The following is a 19,821-nucleotide window of genomic DNA, read 5'->3' as shown; positions in this document are numbered from 1 at the left end:
CGGTAGATGATGAATAAAGATTATACCTTAATGGTAATATTCCTTTTGTAGAGGATCCAAACCGGGATAAAAATGATCAGCACAGTCAGGATAGCTCCGGCCAGTGAAGCGTTTTCGGGCGAGAGATATGGCACAAATAACTGATTATAAGTGAACGACCATAAATTGGTTTTACCTACCGGGATGGCAGCTATTAAAGCCGGGATAATATCGGCCAAAACATAGGCAGCAATGGCATTACGCCCGAACGCTAAAAATGGCGGCAGCAGGGCTTTATTCCCTTTGATATCGATAAACCAGTATGACAATGCAAGAATATTAATAGCCAAACCCGCGGTAAGCAGAACAAACGAGCTTGTCCACAATTGTTTGTTGATGGGGAAAAATGGATTCCAGATCAAGGCCAGTATGATCAATACGATGCCGGCTCCCATTATTTTAAACAGATCAGCACGGGTTGCAAGCTTGCCCATTTTGAGCCAGGTACCGGTGAATACACCTAACAAACAGGTAGCAACAGATGGGATTGTCCCAAGCAAGCCTTCCGGGTCCCAGGTTTTGGAGGAACTCCAAAGGTGGTTTTCGGTAAATACCGATCTGTCAATCCAGGCGCCCAAATTGGTTGCCGGTTCAAGGTTAGGTGTACCAAAACCCGGTACAGGTACCAGCGTCATCAATAAATAATAACCAATTAAACAGCTTACAGCAATAATTACCTGTGTACGGATGCCGGTTTTAACGTACAGCAAGGCAGTTATGCCAAAAACAAGCCCGATGCGCTGCAACACACCGGGAAAACGCAGATGCGCGAATTGAAAATCGTTGATCAGTGGTAAACAAACGCCAAGGGCTATGATAATCAGCGTACGGCGCAGGATGGATAACAGCAATTTGTTATGATTAGCTATATCCGCTTTTTTACTTTCCATGGCATAAACGATAGATACGCCTACCATAAACAGGAAAAAGGGAAACACCAAATCGGTTGGGGTACAGCCGTTCCATTTGGAGTGTTCAAGCGGCCAGTAAATATGCCCCCAATCGCCGGGATCATTTACCAGGATCATGGCAGCTACGGTAAATCCCCTGAAAAAATCAAGCGACAAAAGTCTTGGGCGGCTTGTCTTTGTTGTGCCTGTGTTTTTAAGCGCTTCCTGCTGATTGATTACCATAGTTGCTATGTATTACAGTACTATTAGCTATTTTTTTTATGGGTTTTTAAAATGTATTTGAACTGGTAAGTACCCGAGCCCACATCCATCTGCATATCACCGCCGGCCGGTTTGATGTTAGCGATATCTTTATTGGTATTAATGTCGATATTATTTTCTGTCACCGGGCCATCGACCGCCGGCAAAGTGACTGTAGCAGTAGTATTTGGCGGCACAATTACATCAAGGGTAAAAATGCCGTTATCAATACTCCAGGCCGATTTTACCTTTCCGTAAAGTGTTTCCAGCTCGGCATTGGCATTGGTCAATTTGCCGCCGGGATGCGGGAAGATATTTATTTTATGAAAGCCAGGGCTACTCTCGTCGGTATTGATCCCTGCAATAACCCGGTACATCCAATCGCCAATGGCGCCGTAAGCATAGTGGTTAAAGGAGTTCATCTCCGGATCTTCAAAAGTACCATTGGGTTTTATGCCATCCCAGCGCTCCCAAATGGTAGTTGCCCCGTTTTTTACGGGATAAAGCCATGATGGGTATGATTCTTTCATCAACAGGTCATAGGCAATATCGGTATGACCGAAACGACTTAACACATGACAGATATAAGGCGTGCCTAAAAAGCCTGTGGTAATGTGTTCATCATAATCTTCAATATTGTTTACCAGCCTTTTGGCAGCAGATTCGCGCAGGTTTTCGGGCAGCAGGTCGAAGTTGAGGGCAAGTACATATGATGTTTGCGTACCCGAAATCATACGTCCGTTAGGTGTAACATATTCTGCCTGAAAAGCCTTTTTGATATCAGCTAACAGCGCGGTATATTTTTTAACATCATCTTCCTTACCCAATATAGTAGCGGCATTAATAACCAGTTGAGTTGAATAAGCATAAAAAGCCTGCGCTATCAGGTTTTTATCGGTAAGGGCGGCGCCATCCTCATAGTCGGTACCGGCGTAAAACAGCCAGTCGCCAAAGTGGTTGCCGGTGTCCCAAAGGCCGTTTCGGGTATGCCGGGTAATGTAGCCCACCCAGGCGGTCATGCTTGGGTACTGGTTTTCCAATACCTTTTTATCGCCGTAAGCCAGGTAAATATTCCAGGGGACAATAGTTGCCACATCGCTCCATCCTGAGGCTGCTGCCGAAGCGCTATCCAGCATGTTAGGGATCACATAGGGCACCGCGCCGGTTTTATGCTGGTCGGCCGAAAGATCTTTTAGCCATTTGGTAAAAAATCCGGCCACATCCATATTGAAGGTAGCGGTGCGGGAAAAGGCCTGGGCATCGCCCGTCCAGCCCATACGTTCATCGCGCTGGGGACAGTCGGTAGGCACATCGATAAAATTACCCTTTTGCCCCCATTGAATATTATGCTGCAACTGGTTAATGAGCGGATTGGAGGTAGAGAACATACCCGTTTGCGCCATATCCGAGTACATGGCAAAGGCAGCCACATTGGTAGAATCCAACTGGCCATCATATCCTTCAACCTTCAGGTACCTGAACCCCTGGAAGGTAAAATGAGGTTCGAATGTTTCAATACTATCGCCCTTAAAAACATATATGTTCTCCTGCTTGGCTGTACGCAGGTTTTTTGTGTAAAAATTCCCTTTCTGATCCAAAACCTCGGCATGGAGCAGCTTTACCGTATCGCCTGCTTTTGCCTTTAATTTAAACTGCACCCAGCCAACCAGGTTTTGCCCAAAATCAACCACATGCTCGCCTGCAGGAGTGGTAAACACTTTAAGCGGCTTAAACATTTCGTGCTTGCGCACCGGCGGACCAAATGTGGCCACTAAATTTTCTTTAACGGTATCAACGGTGCGTACCGAATCCCAGTTTAAATCTTTGTAAGCAATGGTCGACCAGCCTTTCTTCTCCTTGCGGGCATCATAAACTTCGCCATCAAAAAATGATGATGAACGGATTGGCCCATAAGCTACCTTCCAGGTTTTATCCGAATTAATGAGTATCCGTTTACCATTGGTGTACACCACCTCTAACTGAAAAAGCAAACCAAGCTTGGTGCCATACACATTCTTTTTTCGATTATAGGTGTAACCCCGGTACCAGCCGTCGCCAAGGGTTACGCCAACAGCGTTATCGCCTTTTAGCAGGTCGGCAGTTACATCATAAACCTGGTATTGAAGGCGTTTATTGTAACTCGTCCAACCGGGGGCAAAGTAGTCGCTGCTAATTCGTTTACCATTAAATTGCGCCTCATATAAACCGTGGGCAGTAATGTATAAATGCGCCGCACGTACCTTATGATCAAGCTTAAATGTTTTCCTGAACATGGGGCATGGGCCACCGGTAGTATCCGACAGGTAATTATTTTCTATCCATTTGGCACTCCAGTCGGCGGGTTTAAGCAGGCCCATTTTCCATGAGTTAACCATGCTCCATGGGGTAACCTGCTGCCTGTTGTTCCAGACGCGTACCTGCCAGTAAACTTTCTGACGTGAAGCGAGCGCGGGGCCGCCATAGTAAACATGCAGCGATTCATTGGAATTAACTTTTCCCGAGGTCCAAAGCAGGTCTTTGCCTTTCAGTAAGGATACGGCATTACTGCCTACCCTTATTTCATAGGCAATTTGCTGAATGTTGCGATCCCGGGTTATTAGTTTCCAGCCAAGACGGGGAGCGGCATCGTCGACAGAGATGGGATTTATTTTGTATTCACAAACCAGGTTATCAACCCGGAACGGCGGAGGAACCGGCGGCACTTTTTGTGCTTGTACAATTATTGGCAGAAAAGAAAAAAACAATATAATAACGCGTGTGCATACCTTTTTACACATACCTTTTTTGGGGTTTTAATAGTTCATGCTATTAAATATACTTTAACAGCAATATTGTTTTGATATGCACCTGAAATTTTTCATCGAGCCTGCCCACAAAATGTGCGTTCATCGCAATATACACCTATAAACGTAATATAGCCTGGTAAAAGTTTCACCCTGGCCATGTAACATTATTAATGTTCGAGGTTAGCCTCATTAACGGGATATTGGAAAAGCAAACGGATATTGCTATAGGCCGCAGAATTAATTTGCCATGAACCATTTTTATAAGCCCGTTCGCGGGTAGCATGCGCTTTCATTACCTCTGTTGCTTTACCTGTACGTAAAAGGTCAAACCAGCGGTGATTTTCAAAAGCGAGTTCAACCTGGCGTTCATGGGCTATCGCCGCGCGAAACCCATCCTGACTGGAAACATTTAAATCAGGATTGTTATTCCCCATTGATTTAGGTTCAAGCCCGGCGCGCTGCCTAACCAGGTTCAGGTATTTGAAAGCATCGCCGCCGGCTGCGAAACCTTGTTCGTTTAAGCATTCGGCCAGCATCAGATAAACATCTGCATAACGATAAACCGGGAAGTTATTACCGGTAATGCCCTTAACATCCCCGATGCTCTGATACTTCTTGATGAAAGGCAGATCGATGCCGTACTCATCTGATGTAAAATCAGTTAATGAAGCATCCCTCCTTTTATCACCTTCTTCATAGGCATTTACAAGGTCCTGGGTAGGGATGTTCCAGCCGTTTAAAGCTCCATTGGCTATTTCATGACCGGTAATATCAGTATCATAATAATCCCAGGGAATAAATGTATCTACGAAATCGCTGCCCAAACCATTAGGACCCTCTATGTATTGGATCTCGAAAATAGACTCGGGCCCGTTTTCTTTATGGATATCAAAGTTATCGGCATAATCGGCATTCAAGCTATAAGCACCTGACGCTATAATAGTACGAAGCAGCGGGACGGCCAGGTCAAATTTCTTTTGGGTCATATATACCTCGGCAAGCAAAGTTTCCGCTGTACCTTTGGTAACACGTCCCTTATCAGCAGTGGTTTGGTATTTTACAGGTAGTTTAGCTATCGCAGCCTGGGCATCTGTAATGATCTGCGTATAAACAGCAGCTGCCGGTGACTTTGTAGCCAGGTCAAAAGCATCACCTACCGATTTCGGCTCGACAAGCACCAGCGGTACATCACCAAACATACGTACCAGGTTAAAATAATTGAACGCCCGTAAAAACAAAGCTTGCCCCCCTATGGTATCGGTAGTGGCGGCATCAAGCTTGGCAGCCGGCAAGCGATTGATGATAACATTGCACCGGCCTATACCAGTAAAACAGGAGTTAAAGTAAACCTGCACAATATCGTTATTGTTCAACTCGCGAAACTCATCCAACTCCTCCTTACTGATGCCTGAACGATCGTAAGGATCATATTCATATGAAGTATTATCAGACCGCATTTCGCCCATTGCCCAAAATGACACGGTATATAAACCCTGAAGAGGGGCATAGGCACCATTAATAGCCTGAACAAACTGGGCCTTTGTTTTAAAAAAGTTGGTGCTGTTTTGTGTATCTGTGGGTTGAAGGTTAAGATAATCCTTTTTACAGCCATAAAAACCAATGGCCGCGAGGCTAAGAAAAAGGTATATGTTTTTTTTCATGTCTTCTAATTCTTAATGTTGCTCAATTGTGTTGTCAAAAATCGCTGTCTCCGCTAAAATGTTACGTTACAACCTAATGTGTAAATTGCCGAAACAGGATAGCCTGTAAAATTCACATTGGGTGATAACGAACGGTTACCCAGTTGCCCCTCAATGCCGACCTCGGGGCTGCCTCCTTTATAACCTGTGATCAGGATGGCATTTTGAGCGCTGAAGTATACCCTGAAGTTTCTGCTGAATTTTGTTTTGAAATTGTAACCGAGATCAATATTCTTCACCATTAAATACGAGTTGTTCTTTACCCAATAGGAGGGATAAAAATCGCGGGCAAGGCCTGTGTTTGAAGTTGTGGCAGGCAATATGCCGGCTCCTGGCTGCTGCGGTGACCGCCAGCGTTGTATCACCGATTGTTCAACATTAAACACCCCGTCAAGATTAGTGGTATACTGTTTGTACATATCAAATACATGCCCCCCCACCGAGCCGGCCGAGATAATGTTCAGGTCAAATTGTTTGTAACTGAAGTGGTTGTTAAAACCAAAAGTGAACTTAGGCCAGGGGTTGCCGATAGGTACCTGGTCGTGTCCGTCAATAACCCCGTCATTGTTAACATCCTTATACCTGATATTGCCTACATTTTCACCTTCAAAATGCGGGTATTTGTCAAGTTCGGCCTGGCTTTGGAATATACCTTCAAAAATATATCCGTAAAACTGCCCAAGCGGCAACCCTACCAGTGTAATACTGGTTGGGTTGTCATTCAGGGGCGCGTCATAGATTTGAGGTGTAGGGCCAAGGCTTATAACCTTATTACGATTTAACGATATATTAAAATCTGTACTCCAGTTAAAAGCTTTGCTAACTATGTTTTTGGTGGTTACCGTAAATTCAAAACCGCGGTTACGCACGTTGCCAACATTTGATAACGCGTATCCGTAGCCCGAAGCTATCGGCACCGGTATATATTGCAGTAACCGTTCGGTAAAGCGGTTATAATACTCGGCAATTAAGTAAACCCGGCCTTTAAATAAAGAAAGGTCCATGCCTATATCAAGCTGTTTGGTAGTTTCCCAGCCCACTTCAGCATTACCGAGATCGGTAATTGACTTTCCGGGAGCAAGTGATCCCCCAAAAGTATAATTGGTTTCGTCTACAGCGGCTATATAGTCGTAGTTACCCACGCTGTTATTACCTGCATGACCGTAGCTGGCTGTGAATTTCAACTGATCGATCACATTTGTTTTTGGGAAGAATGATTCGTCAGAAATCCGCCAGCCGCCTGATACCGATGGAAAAGTTCCCCACCGGTGCCCCGGTGCAAACCTTGACGACCCGTCGCGGCGTATGGAGGCGCTTAATAAATATTTATCCTTATATGCATAGTTCACCCTGCCAATCAACGATAATAGCCTCCATTCCGCGTCACCGGCATCGGCTGTGATAATGGTAGCGGCCCTTACCGAACGGACCACATCGTCGGGGAAACCGGTGCCATAGGTTAAACGATAGTGGCTGGTTTCCTGCTGTATCGAATAGTCGCCTAAAACAGTTAATGTATGATTGCCCCACGTTTTTTTGTAGGTTACTGAGTTTTCGCTAAGCCAGTTAAAGGAATTAGACGAATTAAATGATCCTACAGCTTTGACCTGGGTTCCGTCCTTATTAGCTGCGTTAAACGCTCCAAGAAATGAGGGACGAAAATAATCACCGTTACTATTTTGATAATCAATACCAAAGGTCGATTTTAACGTAAGTCCGTCAATCACCTTCCATTCTGCATAAGCATTAGCCAGCGTGCGAAACTGCTTATACTTATTGGTAGTGTTTACCAGCGCGCTTACCGGGTTCACATTCTGGAAGGTACCGGGTGAACCTACCACATTGGTATATGAACCATCAGGTTGTTTTACAGGGATAAGCGGGCTTTCGAGATAAGCCTGGCTTAATGCTGCCGAAAGAAAATGACCATCTGTTTGCTGCTGGTTACGCAAACTGTAGGTAGGCGCTATACTTAAACCAACTGTAACATTTTTCGCCACGTCAGCATCCATTGTGCCCTTTAAAGAATAGCGCTGAAACCCGGTGTTAAGCACGGTTCCGCGCTGATCAAAATAGCCCATCGAAAACAAGGAGCGCGCTTTTTCAGTGCCGTTAGAAACCGTTACATCATAGTTCTGCATTGGCGCTACCCTCGTCACTGCGTCAAACCAATCTGTTCCTTTGCCTAAAGCTGCCGGATTTTGATACTCAGCGGGGATTGGGTCGTTTGTTCCGTTAACAGCGTTGGCATCCTGGATAGCCTCTGTACGCCACTGCGCAAATTGCGCAGCTGTCATCATTTTAAGCTTACTTTGTGATAGTATGCTCTGAACTCCGGTAGATGTATTTACCGTAACCGATGATTCTCCTTTTTTTGCTCTTTTTGTAGTGATCAGGATCACACCGTTTGACCCGCGCGAACCGTAAATAGCTGTAGAAGCAGCGTCTTTCAATACACTGATATTTTCAATATCGTCCGGATTGATGGTACTTAAAGGATTTTGATATTGATCAAACCCCGGAGAAATAGGAAATCCATCAATTACATATAGTGGATCATCACCTGCCCCCACTGAACCGGCACCGCGTATATTTACCGATACACCACCGCCCGGAGTACCGGTTACCTGATTTACGGTTACGCCGGCGAGCTGGCCGGCCAGTTTCAGATCAAGACTCGCTGTTTTGATCTCTTTGATATTGCCCATTTTTACCGAACCTACAGCGCCCGTTACATCCTTACGCTCCTGGTTGCCGTAGCCTACAACAACTACCTCTTTTAATTCCTTATTATCCTCATTCAAAACAACGTTGATAGTTGTTCTTTTATTAACCGGTTCTTCTTTGGTTTGGAAACCTATGAATGTAAATACTAACACCGCATTATCTTCGGCATTCAAGGTATACTTGCCGTCCACCCCGGTTATAGCACCAACATTGGTGCCTTTTACTTTAACATTAACACCCGGTAACGGCTGATTTTTATCATCTGCCACAATACCGCTTATGGTTATGGGTACCTGGGCAATGCTTACATCGGGAGTTTTCTTTTTATTGACAATGATATTCTTATCATCAATAACATAGGTTAAAGGCTCATCCTTAAAGCATTGCTGCAATGCTTCCTGTAATGAAGCGTTAGTTAGTGAAAGATTAACCGGTTTGGTTTTTGAAATATCCTTATACCTGTAAAAGAAATAATAGCCGCTTTGCTTTTCAATTGCTTTAAAAGCTTTATCAAGCGCTATCCCCCTCGCATTCAGGGTTATGGATTGTGAAAAACTTTTAGCACTTAGCTGCAGGCAGCCGATAGTTAGTAATAAGACGGTCAATCTCATCGTCAAAAACAGTTTTGAATGTGTACCAAAGGCACTAAATACTTTACCAGTAAAGTTTAAATGCATAACTTCGTGATGTTTGGATTAAAAAAATCTGTTATTGAAAACTCAGGAAAGCTTGATCCAATTCATTATGCCGGAAGCGTTGCAGCGCTTCCGGCTTTTCTTTCATTTGATAAGGGGAGCTTAGGTTGGAATATTTTGAGATTATATCGTCAGTGTTTCTTCATAGTTTGGGTTCAGCAGTTAAAATCAGCTGCCGGTATTTAAGGCGCAACAATTATTTTTTTGTTCTCAATCCTAAAACGCACGTGGCTTAATTCAAGGATGTGCAATACCTGCGATAGTTTTACATCCCTGCTGATCTTACCTACAAACTCATCATCAGGTATTTTACCTTCGTATATTACTTCGGTACCATACCACCTCGAAAGCTGCTTCATAATATCTTGTATGTTTGCCCGCCCAAAGTCAAAGAAGCCATTTTTCCAGGCTACCGCTTCGTCGGTATCAACATCAATAATTTTAATGCTTTTATCATTTATAATGCCCTGCTGACCGGGCTTTAATAAATTGCTCGTATTACCTTGTGTTAATTTCACCGATCCTTCAAGAAGAGTGGTTTTAACAACGGCCTCATCGTTGTAAGCCATGATATTGAAATGTGTGCCCAATACGGCCACGTTAATATCTTTAACCTTTACATTAAAAGGCTTCGCTTTATTTTTGGCCACCTCAAAATAACCTTCACCAGTGAGTTCAACATCACGTTCAGTACCTGTAAATGCCATAGGGAATTTCAGTGAAGAGGCAGAGTTAAGCCAAACTTTTGAACCATCAGGAAGCACTACCCGGTACTGGCCGCCCCTGGGGGTGCTAATGGTGTTATAGGCAACCGGTCCATTTTGCTGTTGATCTTTATCCGCGGTGTAAACCACCTGCCCATCCTGCGTTTTATTAATGCTGATGTTACCCGATTGATTGAGCAAGCCGATCTTAGCCGAGTCCAGTATCAGTTTGGAGCCATTGGCAAGGGTTAAAACCGCCCGGTTATCGCCCGGATCAACGTCATGTTTTACAACTGCTTTGTTTTGAACGGCTAATTGTTGCTGCTCATGTTTAATACACCAATGATAAACAGCAGTGCCCGACACAGCCAACAGGATAACAGCAGCGGCAACATTTCTGAAAAAATGCAACCTTATAACTTTTGGGCCCTTGTTAGCCACCGGTTCCGCTATCGCCTGCCTGATGTTGTTTAACATGCGGTCTTCCAGTTCCTGTTTTACACCAATTATTTTTTCATCCCATTCGTCGGTATCACCCTGAAAGCTTTCGAAAAAATTCAACAACTGCTCCTTCTCCGCGGCAGTTGACTGCCCCGCCAGGTATTTATCTATCAGTTGTAAAAATTCTTCTTTTTGCACAAATGTGGTTTTGTTAGGGAGAGTAAAAAAACGGGGGTATCCCCTACGTCGAAATGAAAAAAAATTAAAAGATTTTGTGAATAGGCTTCAACAAACGAATGTTAGCCGAAAAATCAATTCCCCCCCCCCAAAAAAAATCCGGTGAAAAGCTGTTTAAAACAATCAAGTATCTAATCATTCAATAGAATTTTCATTGCCGTTGGTTTTAGTGGCTGTTGCACAACATTAAAGTCAACGGCAATAAATATTTTACATTTTTAAATAGCTAAGATTTCATTTGATGCTATTTATCTAAAAAAAACATCAACGCTTCCAGGATAAAAGCGGAGCCTAACGAGCCGCGCAACTGGCGAAGTGCTTTGGTTAAATGATTTTCGACGGTCTTAGTAGAGATGTTTAGCTGCAGGGCTATTTCCTTATGGGTAAGGCATTCTTCGCGGCTCAGTTTGTAAACTTCCCGGCATTTTTCGGGCAGGGTATCAATTACCTGGTTTATTTGCAGTAACAGTTCTTTATGCTCAATGGTGTTGTGGGTAGCTGGAGTGTGCAGGCGTTCTATCAGATCGTCAAAAATCTCGCTTCTCACGGGCGTACCTGTGCGGATTTGCCTGTAAACCCCGTAACGTACCGATGCATACAGATAGGCTTTAAGCGATATATTGATCTCCACTTCGGCCCGGCAATCCCAAAGCTTAATAAACAGTTCCTGGATAATATCTTCGCATGCCTGTCTGTCTTTTAAGATATTATAAGCCGCTTTAAAAAGTGAAGCCCAATATCTCCTGTAAATCATGGTAAGCGCCGCTTCATCATCAGCCTTTAACCGGCTAATGAGCTGCATATCGCTCATCACAATTTTGTCGGGCATAGTTTACTAATTAAGTTGGTCCGGGAAACAAAGGCTAAAATTACTTAAATATTAATTTAATATATTTAAAAAGTAAAAATAAGCTTATCTGCTAATTATGAACGGCTTAACCATAGTTTCAAACTATTGGTTATTAATATAAAATAACCCCAAGGTTGTCAGAAAGCGTAGACATAACTTATTATTATACAGGTTAGTCAATGCTATCCGGCAAAAAAAAGAGAGCCGCCCCTCCGGGCAGCTCTCCACTCTTAAACACTCAACTTTGAAAACAATCAATTCTTCAGTATCTCGTTTGCCAACACAATTTCTTCATGGGAAATAGTATGCTGGCGGCCTTTATATATTTTGAGGGTTATATCTGCATTTAATTCTTTTAATATTTCAACACTGTCATTAACCCTGCTAACCGGTACATGCGGGTCGGGGTCGCCGGTGGTGACCAGTACCGGGGTATTGTTAAAATCGCCTTTATAGTTTTCCTTAACCAGCTTCTCTCCTATCAATCCGCCGGTGAAAGCGATAATCCCCCCGTACCTGCCGGCATTGCGTCCGGTATATTCGAGCGTTAAACATGCGCCCTGCGAAAAACCAAGGAAATAGATATTTTCCCGTGCTATTCCTTTTTGCCTGAGGTCCTCAACCAGTTCGTCAATAACTTCAAGGGCCGAATCAAGTTCCGGTTGATTATTTTGAACCGGAGCCATAAAGCTGTAGGGATACCAGCTATGTTGATTGGCCTGTGGCGCATAGATAGCGTACCCATCTAATTCAAGATGATCTTTAAGCGAGATTATGCTGCTTGCCGATGCTCCGCGGCCATGCAGCATAATGATGGCCTTTTTGGCCTGTTCGGCGGGAACTCCCGCCGAAACAAGCTGTTTTGTGTGCCCGTACATCTGTTTTATTAAACTAATGATGGTAATGTTTTTTCCAACTCGCCGCGCAGGTTTTCATACTGTGCAGGTAATTTTAATCCTGTGCCCAATAATTCGGCTGGTTCATCAACCGCGAAGCCCGGGTTGTCGGTTGCTATCTCAAACAAAACACCACCTGGTTCGCGGAAGTATAATGAGTAGAAATAGTTTCTGTCTATTTTGTCGGTGATATGCAAGCCAAGGTTGGCTATCTTTTCACGATATTCCATCAATACTTTTTCGTTTGGTACGCGGAACGCAACGTGGTGAACAGAACCACCTGCTACATGACCGGCAACTTCTCCCGGAACTTCCACCAAATCAACTATAGCTGCATTTTCGACAGCATCGGTAATAAACCTGTAGCGGTTAACCTGCTGTTCCAGTAAGCGATAGCCTAATACACCGGTTAATATTTTGGCAGTAGCCTCAATTTTATTTGATGTAATAGTAATGCTGTGAAAACCTTTGGTAGCATTGGCTGCGGCTACCTCGGCAGTTTCCCATGGCGTGCGGTTATCGGCTTTTTTGGGAACGATAAGCTCAAATTTCAAACCATCAGGATCAAGGAAAGTAAGATACTGCTCGCCAAATTTTTCGGCCGGTTTGTTGTAGATCACATTGTTATCCTCAAACCTTTTCAACCAGAAATCCAAACTACCTTCAGGTACCGAATAACCAATTTCAGTTACCTGCCTTGCGCCCCGGCGACCTGCTGTGATGCCTTCCCATGGGAAGAAAGTAAGGATGGAGCCGGGAGTACCGTTGCCATCGCCATAATATAAGTGATAAGTACCGGGATCATCAAAGTTTACGGTTTTTTTAACTAACCTTAAGCCCAATACACGGGTATAAAAATCATAGTTTTTTTTGGCATTGCCTGCAATTGCAGTGATGTGGTGAATGCCGTTTATAGTGTTTTCCATTGTTTTCCTTGTTTTAAATATTTTAATACTTGCTGTGTTATTATGATTCAAAATTACGGTCAAAATCGCCGGCGGCACTTGATGTAGGATAAGAAAAAAACGGGGAGTGTTTTTTTATTATTAAACGATTTCATTATCCGCCTTTCGGCAAAAAAAGTATATTCGGTTTTACATTTACATTGATGATCAACCTGTTTACATTCCGCAAATTTCTCAGTTGTATTCCGTTATGCTTGCTTTTTGCAGCGGTAACCAATGCTCAGGTAAAGGAGGAAGGCATTATCCCTAAGCCGGTTATAATGGTAAAGACAAACGCAAACCAGGTTTTTACTTTTAATCAATCAACAGCAATAGGTACCACACCCAACATCGGCCGGGATAACCTTACATTTTTCAATACCTGGTTTAAATCTATTTCAGGTTTCGGCCTCCGGACAAATCATAGGTCGAATGCTCCTGTTCAGTTAAATATAGATGATAAATATGTTACCCAACCAGAGGGATATAAGCTATCGGTTACAGCTAAACGTATAAAAATTAGCGGCCATGATGCAGCCGGTGTGTTTTACGGTCTACAATCACTTACGCAACTATTAAAGGTAACCAACGGAAAAGTAACCATACAAGGCTATACCATTACCGACTACCCCCGTTTTGCATACCGCGGAATGCATTTAGATGTAAGCCGCCACTTTTTTAAACCCGAAGCCATTAAAAAATGGATAGACCTGCTGGCACTATACAAGATCAATACTTTTCACTGGCACTTAACTGATGACCAGGGCTGGCGCATCGAAATAAAAAAATATCCTTTACTGCAAAGCATTTCGGCTTACCGCGATGAAACCATCATTGGCCACAAAAAGGATAGTCCGCACAGGTTTGATGGTAAACGCTATGGCGGCTATTACACCCAGGATGAGGTTAAAGAAATTGTAGAATATGCCACCCAAAGGCACATTACCGTAATCCCGGAAATTGAAATGCCGGGCCATGCGTTGGCGGCGCTGGCTGCTTACCCGCAATTGGGCTGTACAGGCGGGCCGTATAAAACCGCAACATTTTGGGGCATTTTTGACGATGTGTATTGCGCCGGCAATGACGAAACGTTTACCTTTTTACAAAATGTGATGAATGAGGTACTGCCGTTGTTCCCTTCAAAATATATTCACATCGGCGGTGATGAATGCCCTAAAACCAAATGGAAGGTCTGCCCCAAATGCCAGCAGCGCATTAAGGACGAACACCTGAAAGATGAGAAGGAACTGCAAAGTTATTTCATCGGCCGCATGGAAAAATACCTGAACAGTAAAGGCCGGCAGATCATAGGCTGGGACGAGATTCTGGAAGGCGGGCTTACCCCTGGTGCAACCGTCATGAGCTGGACTGGCGAAGAAGGTGGAATAGCCGCCGCCAAACAGCATCATGATGCCATCATGACGCCCGAAAAATATGTATACCTGGATTACTACCAGTCACTTTACCGGGCCGAGCCATTAGCCGGCGGCGGATACACACCATTAAGCAAGGTCTATAATTACGAACCAATAACTAATGAATTAAGCGGCGAGGAAGCAAAATATATTAAAGGTGTACAAGCCAACGCCTGGAGCGAATACATGGCCAGCCCCGCACAGGCCGAGCGGCAATTGTTCCCGCGAATGCTGGCTTTGGCCGAAGTTGCCTGGAGTTCGAAGGAAAATAAAAGCTATCCGGATTTTTTGAAGCGACTAAGGTACCAGCAGCCTTTGCTCAAAAAGTTAAATATAAACGCGGCTGATGTATTTGATGAGATCACCGATTCGGTAACAGAAACTGCAGATCATCAAGTGGCGCTGAACCTTCAAACAACACTCCCCAACAGCAAAATTTATTACTCAAACGATGGTAGTACACCTGGTTTAAATAGCAAAATTTATGCGGGTGCAATTACCATAACTTCATCGGGGATTATTAAAGCAGCTGTTTTTAATAATGGCAGGCAGCAGGGCCGGACCTATGAAAAGTCATTTACCATTCATAAAGCCATAGGCAAAACGGTAACGCTTAAAAACCAACCGCAAGGAGGGTTTAATCCGGGTAATACCTTTGGTTTGGTGAACGGAATATTCGGCAGCAAGCTTTATAATGATGAGCAATGGTATGGTTTCAGTGGCGATGACCTTGAAGCGGTAGTTGACCTTGGAAACGTGCAAAACGTATCAAAGCTTGGCATTAACATATTAAAATACCATTGGCAAAAAATGTGGGAGCCAACGCTGCTTACCTTTGAGGTATCAACAGATGGAAGCAATTATACCGAAGTTTACCGCCAGACTGATTTCCCGGATAACGGCATCAACGCAGTAAGGGCAAACATCAAAACACAACAAGCAAGATATATCAGGGTAAAAGCAACCAACAAAGGGATTATTCCGCCGGGTGAGTATATTGCCGGAGCGAAGGCCTGGTTGATGGTGGATGAGATAATTGTGAATTAATGAACTATGGTCGTCTGAACTCGAATTTATTGAATTAAGGGAATTTATTGAATTTGCTGAGCATTCTGTCCATTCTTTTAATTCAATAAATTCGAGTTCAGACAACATTCATAATCAGCGTAATCAACGAAATCACCCTAATCAGCGGTTATTTTTTTATATTTTTATACCAAACACTAATGCCTGCGTTATGTTGAGTAAAAAGTTTTTAATATTTGTCACGAATACTCATTCCCCAAGTATAACTCAATGAGCAAAGTATTTACTATTACCGAAGGTTTGGAAAACATGGGGGCTTTACGAACGGGCGGTCAGGGCTCTGTTTATAAAGGTCGCCGCTATGGGCCTATTATCACAGCGGTAAAGCTCCTGCCCACTCCTATTCATACCGAAAGCACCGACGATAAAAATTTTCGCAATTTCCAGAACGAGGTCGAAAAACTAAAAAAGGTAAACGAAGAGCCTAACCCAAATGTGGTTAAGATTCTTAATTCGGGCATTACCGAAAGTGGTTCGTTCCCGTTTATCGAAATGGAATATATTGATGGTCCCGATCTGGAAGACCTGCTGAAACCACCGCATGAGGCTATCTTCAGCATTAAAGAGATCATTAAACTGGCCGATCAGCTGGCAAACGCGTTATCGCACTGTCACAAAGTTTCGGTAAAGCACGGCGACATCAAAAGCAACAATGTAAAGTTCAACGTACATACCGGTAACTACGTGCTGCTTGATTTTGGTCTTTCGGCCATGTCTGATGATCAGCGCCGTACCAGTATCCGTCATGCGGGCGCTATTGAATTTATGGCGCCCGAGCAAAATGAAGGCCTGATGTATTTCCAAACAGATGTGTACAGCTACGGCATCATCCTGTATGAATTGATTGGCGGGCAGGTGCCTTTCCCGCTAAAAGATAATGGCGAAACAGCACGCAACGCCGTGATGCTGGCCCACATGGAGTCGGAGATACCTGATGTAATGGAGCTGCGCCGCAAAAACCTGCCCGAAAGCTGGTCGGACGAGAAAAAGGAAATGCAGATGCAGGTTCCGGCCTGGTTATTACAGATTGTAGCTAAATGTCTGCAAAAAGACATCAATAACCGGTATGCCAACGGCATTGAATTGCAGGAAGCTTTGATGCAAGGCAGTATCGGCGCTATCAGCCCAACGCACCCCGATGAATCGTGGAACACCGAAGTTTTATTGAAGGAAAATGAACGCCTGCAGGGGCTGGTGCTATATTACCAGGAAAACGAGAACAAGCAACCGGCACAGGTAGTTAACAGCGAACCTGTGGACAATAAAGCGGTGCGCATGTCAAAGCCAATTTTTGTTTTGTTCATGATATTGCTTTGCGGTTTCACCGTTTTCTCTGCAGTGGTGATGGATAAGTTTGGCGGGCGTATTTATAATGGGGTGGTTAGCAGGCTGTTTAAGCCTTCAAAAAAGACAACCGATTCGGCTGCAAGTAGTAAAATTATTCCCTCCCAAAAAAAAGACTCTGTACAGCAGCCTAAGGCCAGTGATTACAAAGATGAGAGCAATATTCCACCGGAAGTTGATTCAACCGCCGATTCGATATTGCGTAACATACAACGGGCAAAACAACAAAAGGAAGATACGCAGTTTTATCGCGATAGCGTAAAAAAAGCGGATACCTCTAATTTAAACTTTTAATGATTTAGCAAATACAGAATGGAACCTAAATCAACATTTTGGAAACGGATAGGCCTTCAGGACTGGTTTTTACCAAACGGAAAACCAGTAAACGAGGAGGCTGTAAAAATAAAAGCGCTAACGCCCGATGACGTGTATTTATACATCATCGAAAAATTCAAAGAATCGATCAAGCAGCTTTCTTTTGCCGACAGGATAGTTTTTTACCACGAATTTATCATCAGCTTTAACGAGGAAGACTACCAGGACTTTGTAAATAACCGCTCTGGCTTGTTCGGCATTATTGTTAATGAGTCTGTAAAAAAGTTTTATGAATTGCTGCGCGAACACCAGGAAGTAGGCAAAAAAGTGGAACCTTCAAGCTCAAAATGGGTATTTAGGCTGGTATCGCACCCGGATTATAAACGCGGCGATAAGGGTTTTATAGGCAAACTGCTGCCCGGCACAAGCGCTAAAAAAGAAGAGAACCTGCGGGTTACTTTCATTCCGCGCCAAACGGGCGTTGCCCAAACGCTGGATATCAGCAATGAGGTTTTAAAAGGCTTTACTTATTACAGCGAAGGTTATTACGAATTGCCTTATGCTAACGACCTGCAGCACAATGAAAAGGACGTAGTTAAGCCCGGAACCAAAGTACTGGCCCGGCTGGAAACCATTATGCCCGATAAGCAGTTTGTTGGCCGCAAGGTGGAGTACCTGATCAAGGATGATGATATCGTTGTATCAGGCAGTGATGAGGAAAGGGACGAGCAGGCCGTGTTTAAGGTGCCGTCTGAATGGGTGAACACCCCGCACCTGCGCATCCGATTAAATAAAGCTGATGGCAAGTTTTACATGGCATCTTTTGGCGAGCGCACCCTGATCAACGAACTGGAAGTAGCCGGGAGCGACGTGAACTCGCCGCAATGGGTTGAGCTGCCGTTCAACTCCAGGATTCTGCTCAATGGCATAGTAGGTATTAACATATTTAAACCCGAACCATAAATGTCACAGGTATTATCAATAGGGCTGCTGGCAATATGTGTGCTGTTATTGGTAGCTCATTTTATCGACATAAAAAAATCCAGTTAAAACCATGGCAAATAATTTTTTCGGGATAACAGATACCGGTAGGCAAAGGCAAAATAACGAGGACGTTTTTATTGCCGAAAAATCTGGTGATGGTAATTTTATCATTGCCTGTGTGGTTGATGGGGTTGGCGGTTATGCCGGCGGCGAAATAGCTGCCGAAATTGCCCGCGCCACCATCCTGGAGCAATTGCAATATATAGCCGGCGATATTGTGCCGCTATTGGTAAATACGTTTACCATTGCCAATCAACGGATCTACGACGAAAAAGTACAGAACAAAGATCTTGAAAACATGGCCTGTGTGCTTACACTGGCCGTGGTTGATATGATCAACAATAAATTTTATTATGCCCACGTTGGGGACACCCGTCTGTACCTGCTGCGAGATTATTCGCTGATCAAGATCTCGAAAGATCACTCTTTTGTGGGCTTCCTGGAAGATTCGGGCCGGCTGACCGAGGAAGCGGCCATGGACCACCCCAAACGCAACGAGATCAACAAAGCGCTTGGTTTTGCCGGGCAAATAGGCCAGGACCCCGATTTTGTAGAGACAGGTAACTCGCCCTTTTTGCCGGGCGATATCCTGCTCATTTGCAGCGACGGCTTAACCGACCTTGTTGATAAAAGCAAGATCACCAATATCCTTACCAGCAGCGATAACCTGCCCGAAAAGGGAAAAAAACTGATTGATGCAGCCAATAACCGTGGTGGAAAAGATAATGTGACCGTTGTACTGGTACATAACGATAAGGAGCGCAAGCAACACAGCGCCACGAAACCAGCGGTTGCTGCTGTAAAAGTTGCCGAACAGCCGGAAGCAATTGCACCCGCCCCGGTAAAAAGGCAAGAAGAGCCTGATCCTGTGGTAAAAACCAAAGGCAATGGCGGCACAGTGGCTGTACTTACCCTGCTTTGCTTTATTTTTTTGGGTGGATTTATCTGGCAGTTTAAAAAGAATGCAGATCAGGCTGCTGTTCCTAAAAAAACAGATACGTTGGTAGCTCAGCATATTAAAAACGCGGTGGAGCTCAAGCTCCAGGATACTATCAATAAATTAAAAGGCCATACGTTGTTACTTTCAGCGGCTGATTTTCAGCAGCCTATTGTGCTGAGCGATACGCTGCATATCAATAAGGATAGCCTGTACATCAAAACAAAGGGTGCCGTCGTATTCAAAAAAGACTCCACTTACTCGGGCCCGGCAATTGTGCTGGCTGCTAATTGTAAATATATAGTGTTAGATAGCGTTGCTTTTGACGGCTTCCGCACGGCCATTATTACACATAACGATGCCCTGGTACTAAAAAATGTACAGTTTAATAACTGCTTAACGCCAGTCCAGGCATCGTACGTGTTCCCTAATAAAAAATATATATCGGGCAGATTGTTTGGCAGCATGTTCAAAACTGATTCTGTCCCAACTAAAGCTACTCACTGATAA

Annotated in this window: 13 protein-coding genes; 5 read left to right on the top strand and 8 right to left on the bottom strand. The window is 44.0% G+C overall.

The features are described from left to right. Positions 1 to 20: 20 nt before the first annotated feature. From FHW88_RS01760 to FHW88_RS01745, 4 genes are all read right to left on the bottom strand, one after another. A complete protein-coding gene (locus FHW88_RS01760) occupies positions 21 to 1,172 on the bottom strand; it encodes an acyltransferase family protein (RefSeq protein ID WP_176622636.1) in 1,152 nt (383 codons plus the stop codon). Positions 1,173 to 1,195: 23 nt separating this feature from the next. After that, the gene (locus FHW88_RS01755; RefSeq protein ID WP_176622634.1) at positions 1,196 to 3,967 is read right to left on the bottom strand and encodes an alpha-L-rhamnosidase; all 2,772 of its coding nucleotides are present in this window, start codon (positions 3,965 to 3,967) and stop codon (positions 1,196 to 1,198) included. A gap of 176 nt (positions 3,968 to 4,143) precedes the next feature. Beyond that, positions 4,144 to 5,637 (bottom strand): RagB/SusD family nutrient uptake outer membrane protein, encoded by a 1,494-nt coding sequence (locus FHW88_RS01750; protein WP_090531810.1) that lies wholly within the window; start codon positions 5,635 to 5,637, stop codon positions 4,144 to 4,146. 53 nt (positions 5,638 to 5,690) lie between these two features. Beyond that, the gene (locus FHW88_RS01745) at positions 5,691 to 9,014 is read right to left on the bottom strand and encodes a TonB-dependent receptor (protein ID WP_176622632.1); all 3,324 of its coding nucleotides are present in this window, start codon (positions 9,012 to 9,014) and stop codon (positions 5,691 to 5,693) included. 75 nt (positions 9,015 to 9,089) lie between these two features. Here FHW88_RS01745 and FHW88_RS01740 point away from each other — a divergent pair, with 75 nt between their 5' ends. Next, a complete protein-coding gene (locus FHW88_RS01740) occupies positions 9,090 to 9,284 on the top strand; it encodes a hypothetical protein (RefSeq protein ID WP_139160020.1) in 195 nt (64 codons plus the stop codon). Here the strand turns inward: FHW88_RS01740 and FHW88_RS01735 are convergent. The 4 genes from FHW88_RS01735 to FHW88_RS01720 all read right to left on the bottom strand — a co-directional run bounded on the left by FHW88_RS01735 (position 9,281) and on the right by FHW88_RS01720 (position 13,152). Beyond that, complete coding sequence (locus tag FHW88_RS01735; protein WP_176622630.1) at positions 9,281 to 10,441, bottom strand: FecR family protein; 1,161 nt, start codon at positions 10,439 to 10,441, stop codon at positions 9,281 to 9,283. The genes FHW88_RS01740 and FHW88_RS01735 overlap by 4 nt on opposite strands. A gap of 283 nt (positions 10,442 to 10,724) precedes the next feature. Next, positions 10,725 to 11,309, bottom strand: coding sequence for an RNA polymerase sigma-70 factor (locus FHW88_RS01730; protein ID WP_176622628.1), 585 nt, complete (start codon positions 11,307 to 11,309; stop codon positions 10,725 to 10,727). Between the two features lie 275 nt (positions 11,310 to 11,584). Beyond that, positions 11,585 to 12,208, bottom strand: a complete 624-nt coding sequence (locus FHW88_RS01725; protein WP_176622626.1) for an alpha/beta hydrolase — start codon at positions 12,206 to 12,208, stop codon at positions 11,585 to 11,587. Positions 12,209 to 12,216: 8 nt separating this feature from the next. Beyond that, positions 12,217 to 13,152 carry a ring-cleaving dioxygenase gene (locus FHW88_RS01720; RefSeq protein WP_176622624.1) on the bottom strand — a complete coding sequence of 312 codons (936 nt, stop codon included), beginning with the start codon at positions 13,150 to 13,152 and terminating at the stop codon, positions 12,217 to 12,219. Between the two features lie 182 nt (positions 13,153 to 13,334). On the opposite strand from FHW88_RS01720, the gene FHW88_RS01715 reads away from it, so the two are divergent. From FHW88_RS01715 to FHW88_RS01700, 4 genes are all read left to right on the top strand, one after another. Further along, positions 13,335 to 15,632 (top strand): family 20 glycosylhydrolase, encoded by a 2,298-nt coding sequence (locus FHW88_RS01715; protein ID WP_176622622.1) that lies wholly within the window; start codon positions 13,335 to 13,337, stop codon positions 15,630 to 15,632. A gap of 249 nt (positions 15,633 to 15,881) precedes the next feature. Continuing rightward, entirely contained in the window at positions 15,882 to 17,309 is a 1,428-nt protein-coding gene (locus FHW88_RS01710) for a serine/threonine protein kinase (RefSeq protein WP_176622620.1), read from the top strand. Between the two features lie 18 nt (positions 17,310 to 17,327). Then, positions 17,328 to 18,293: a hypothetical protein gene (locus tag FHW88_RS01705; protein ID WP_090531839.1), complete on the top strand. Its 966-nt coding sequence runs from the start codon at positions 17,328 to 17,330 to the stop codon at positions 18,291 to 18,293. 91 nt (positions 18,294 to 18,384) lie between these two features. After that, positions 18,385 to 19,818, top strand: a complete 1,434-nt coding sequence (locus FHW88_RS01700; RefSeq protein ID WP_176622618.1) for a protein phosphatase 2C domain-containing protein — start codon at positions 18,385 to 18,387, stop codon at positions 19,816 to 19,818. Positions 19,819 to 19,821 lie beyond the last annotated feature (3 nt).

It is taken from the genome of Mucilaginibacter sp. SG538B, from assembly GCF_013376065.1.
Taxonomy (GTDB): Bacteria; Bacteroidota; Bacteroidia; order Sphingobacteriales; family Sphingobacteriaceae; genus Mucilaginibacter; species Mucilaginibacter rubeus.
The sequence above is the reverse complement of the archived record's forward strand: the minus strand, read 5'-3'. Positions and strand labels throughout refer to the sequence as shown.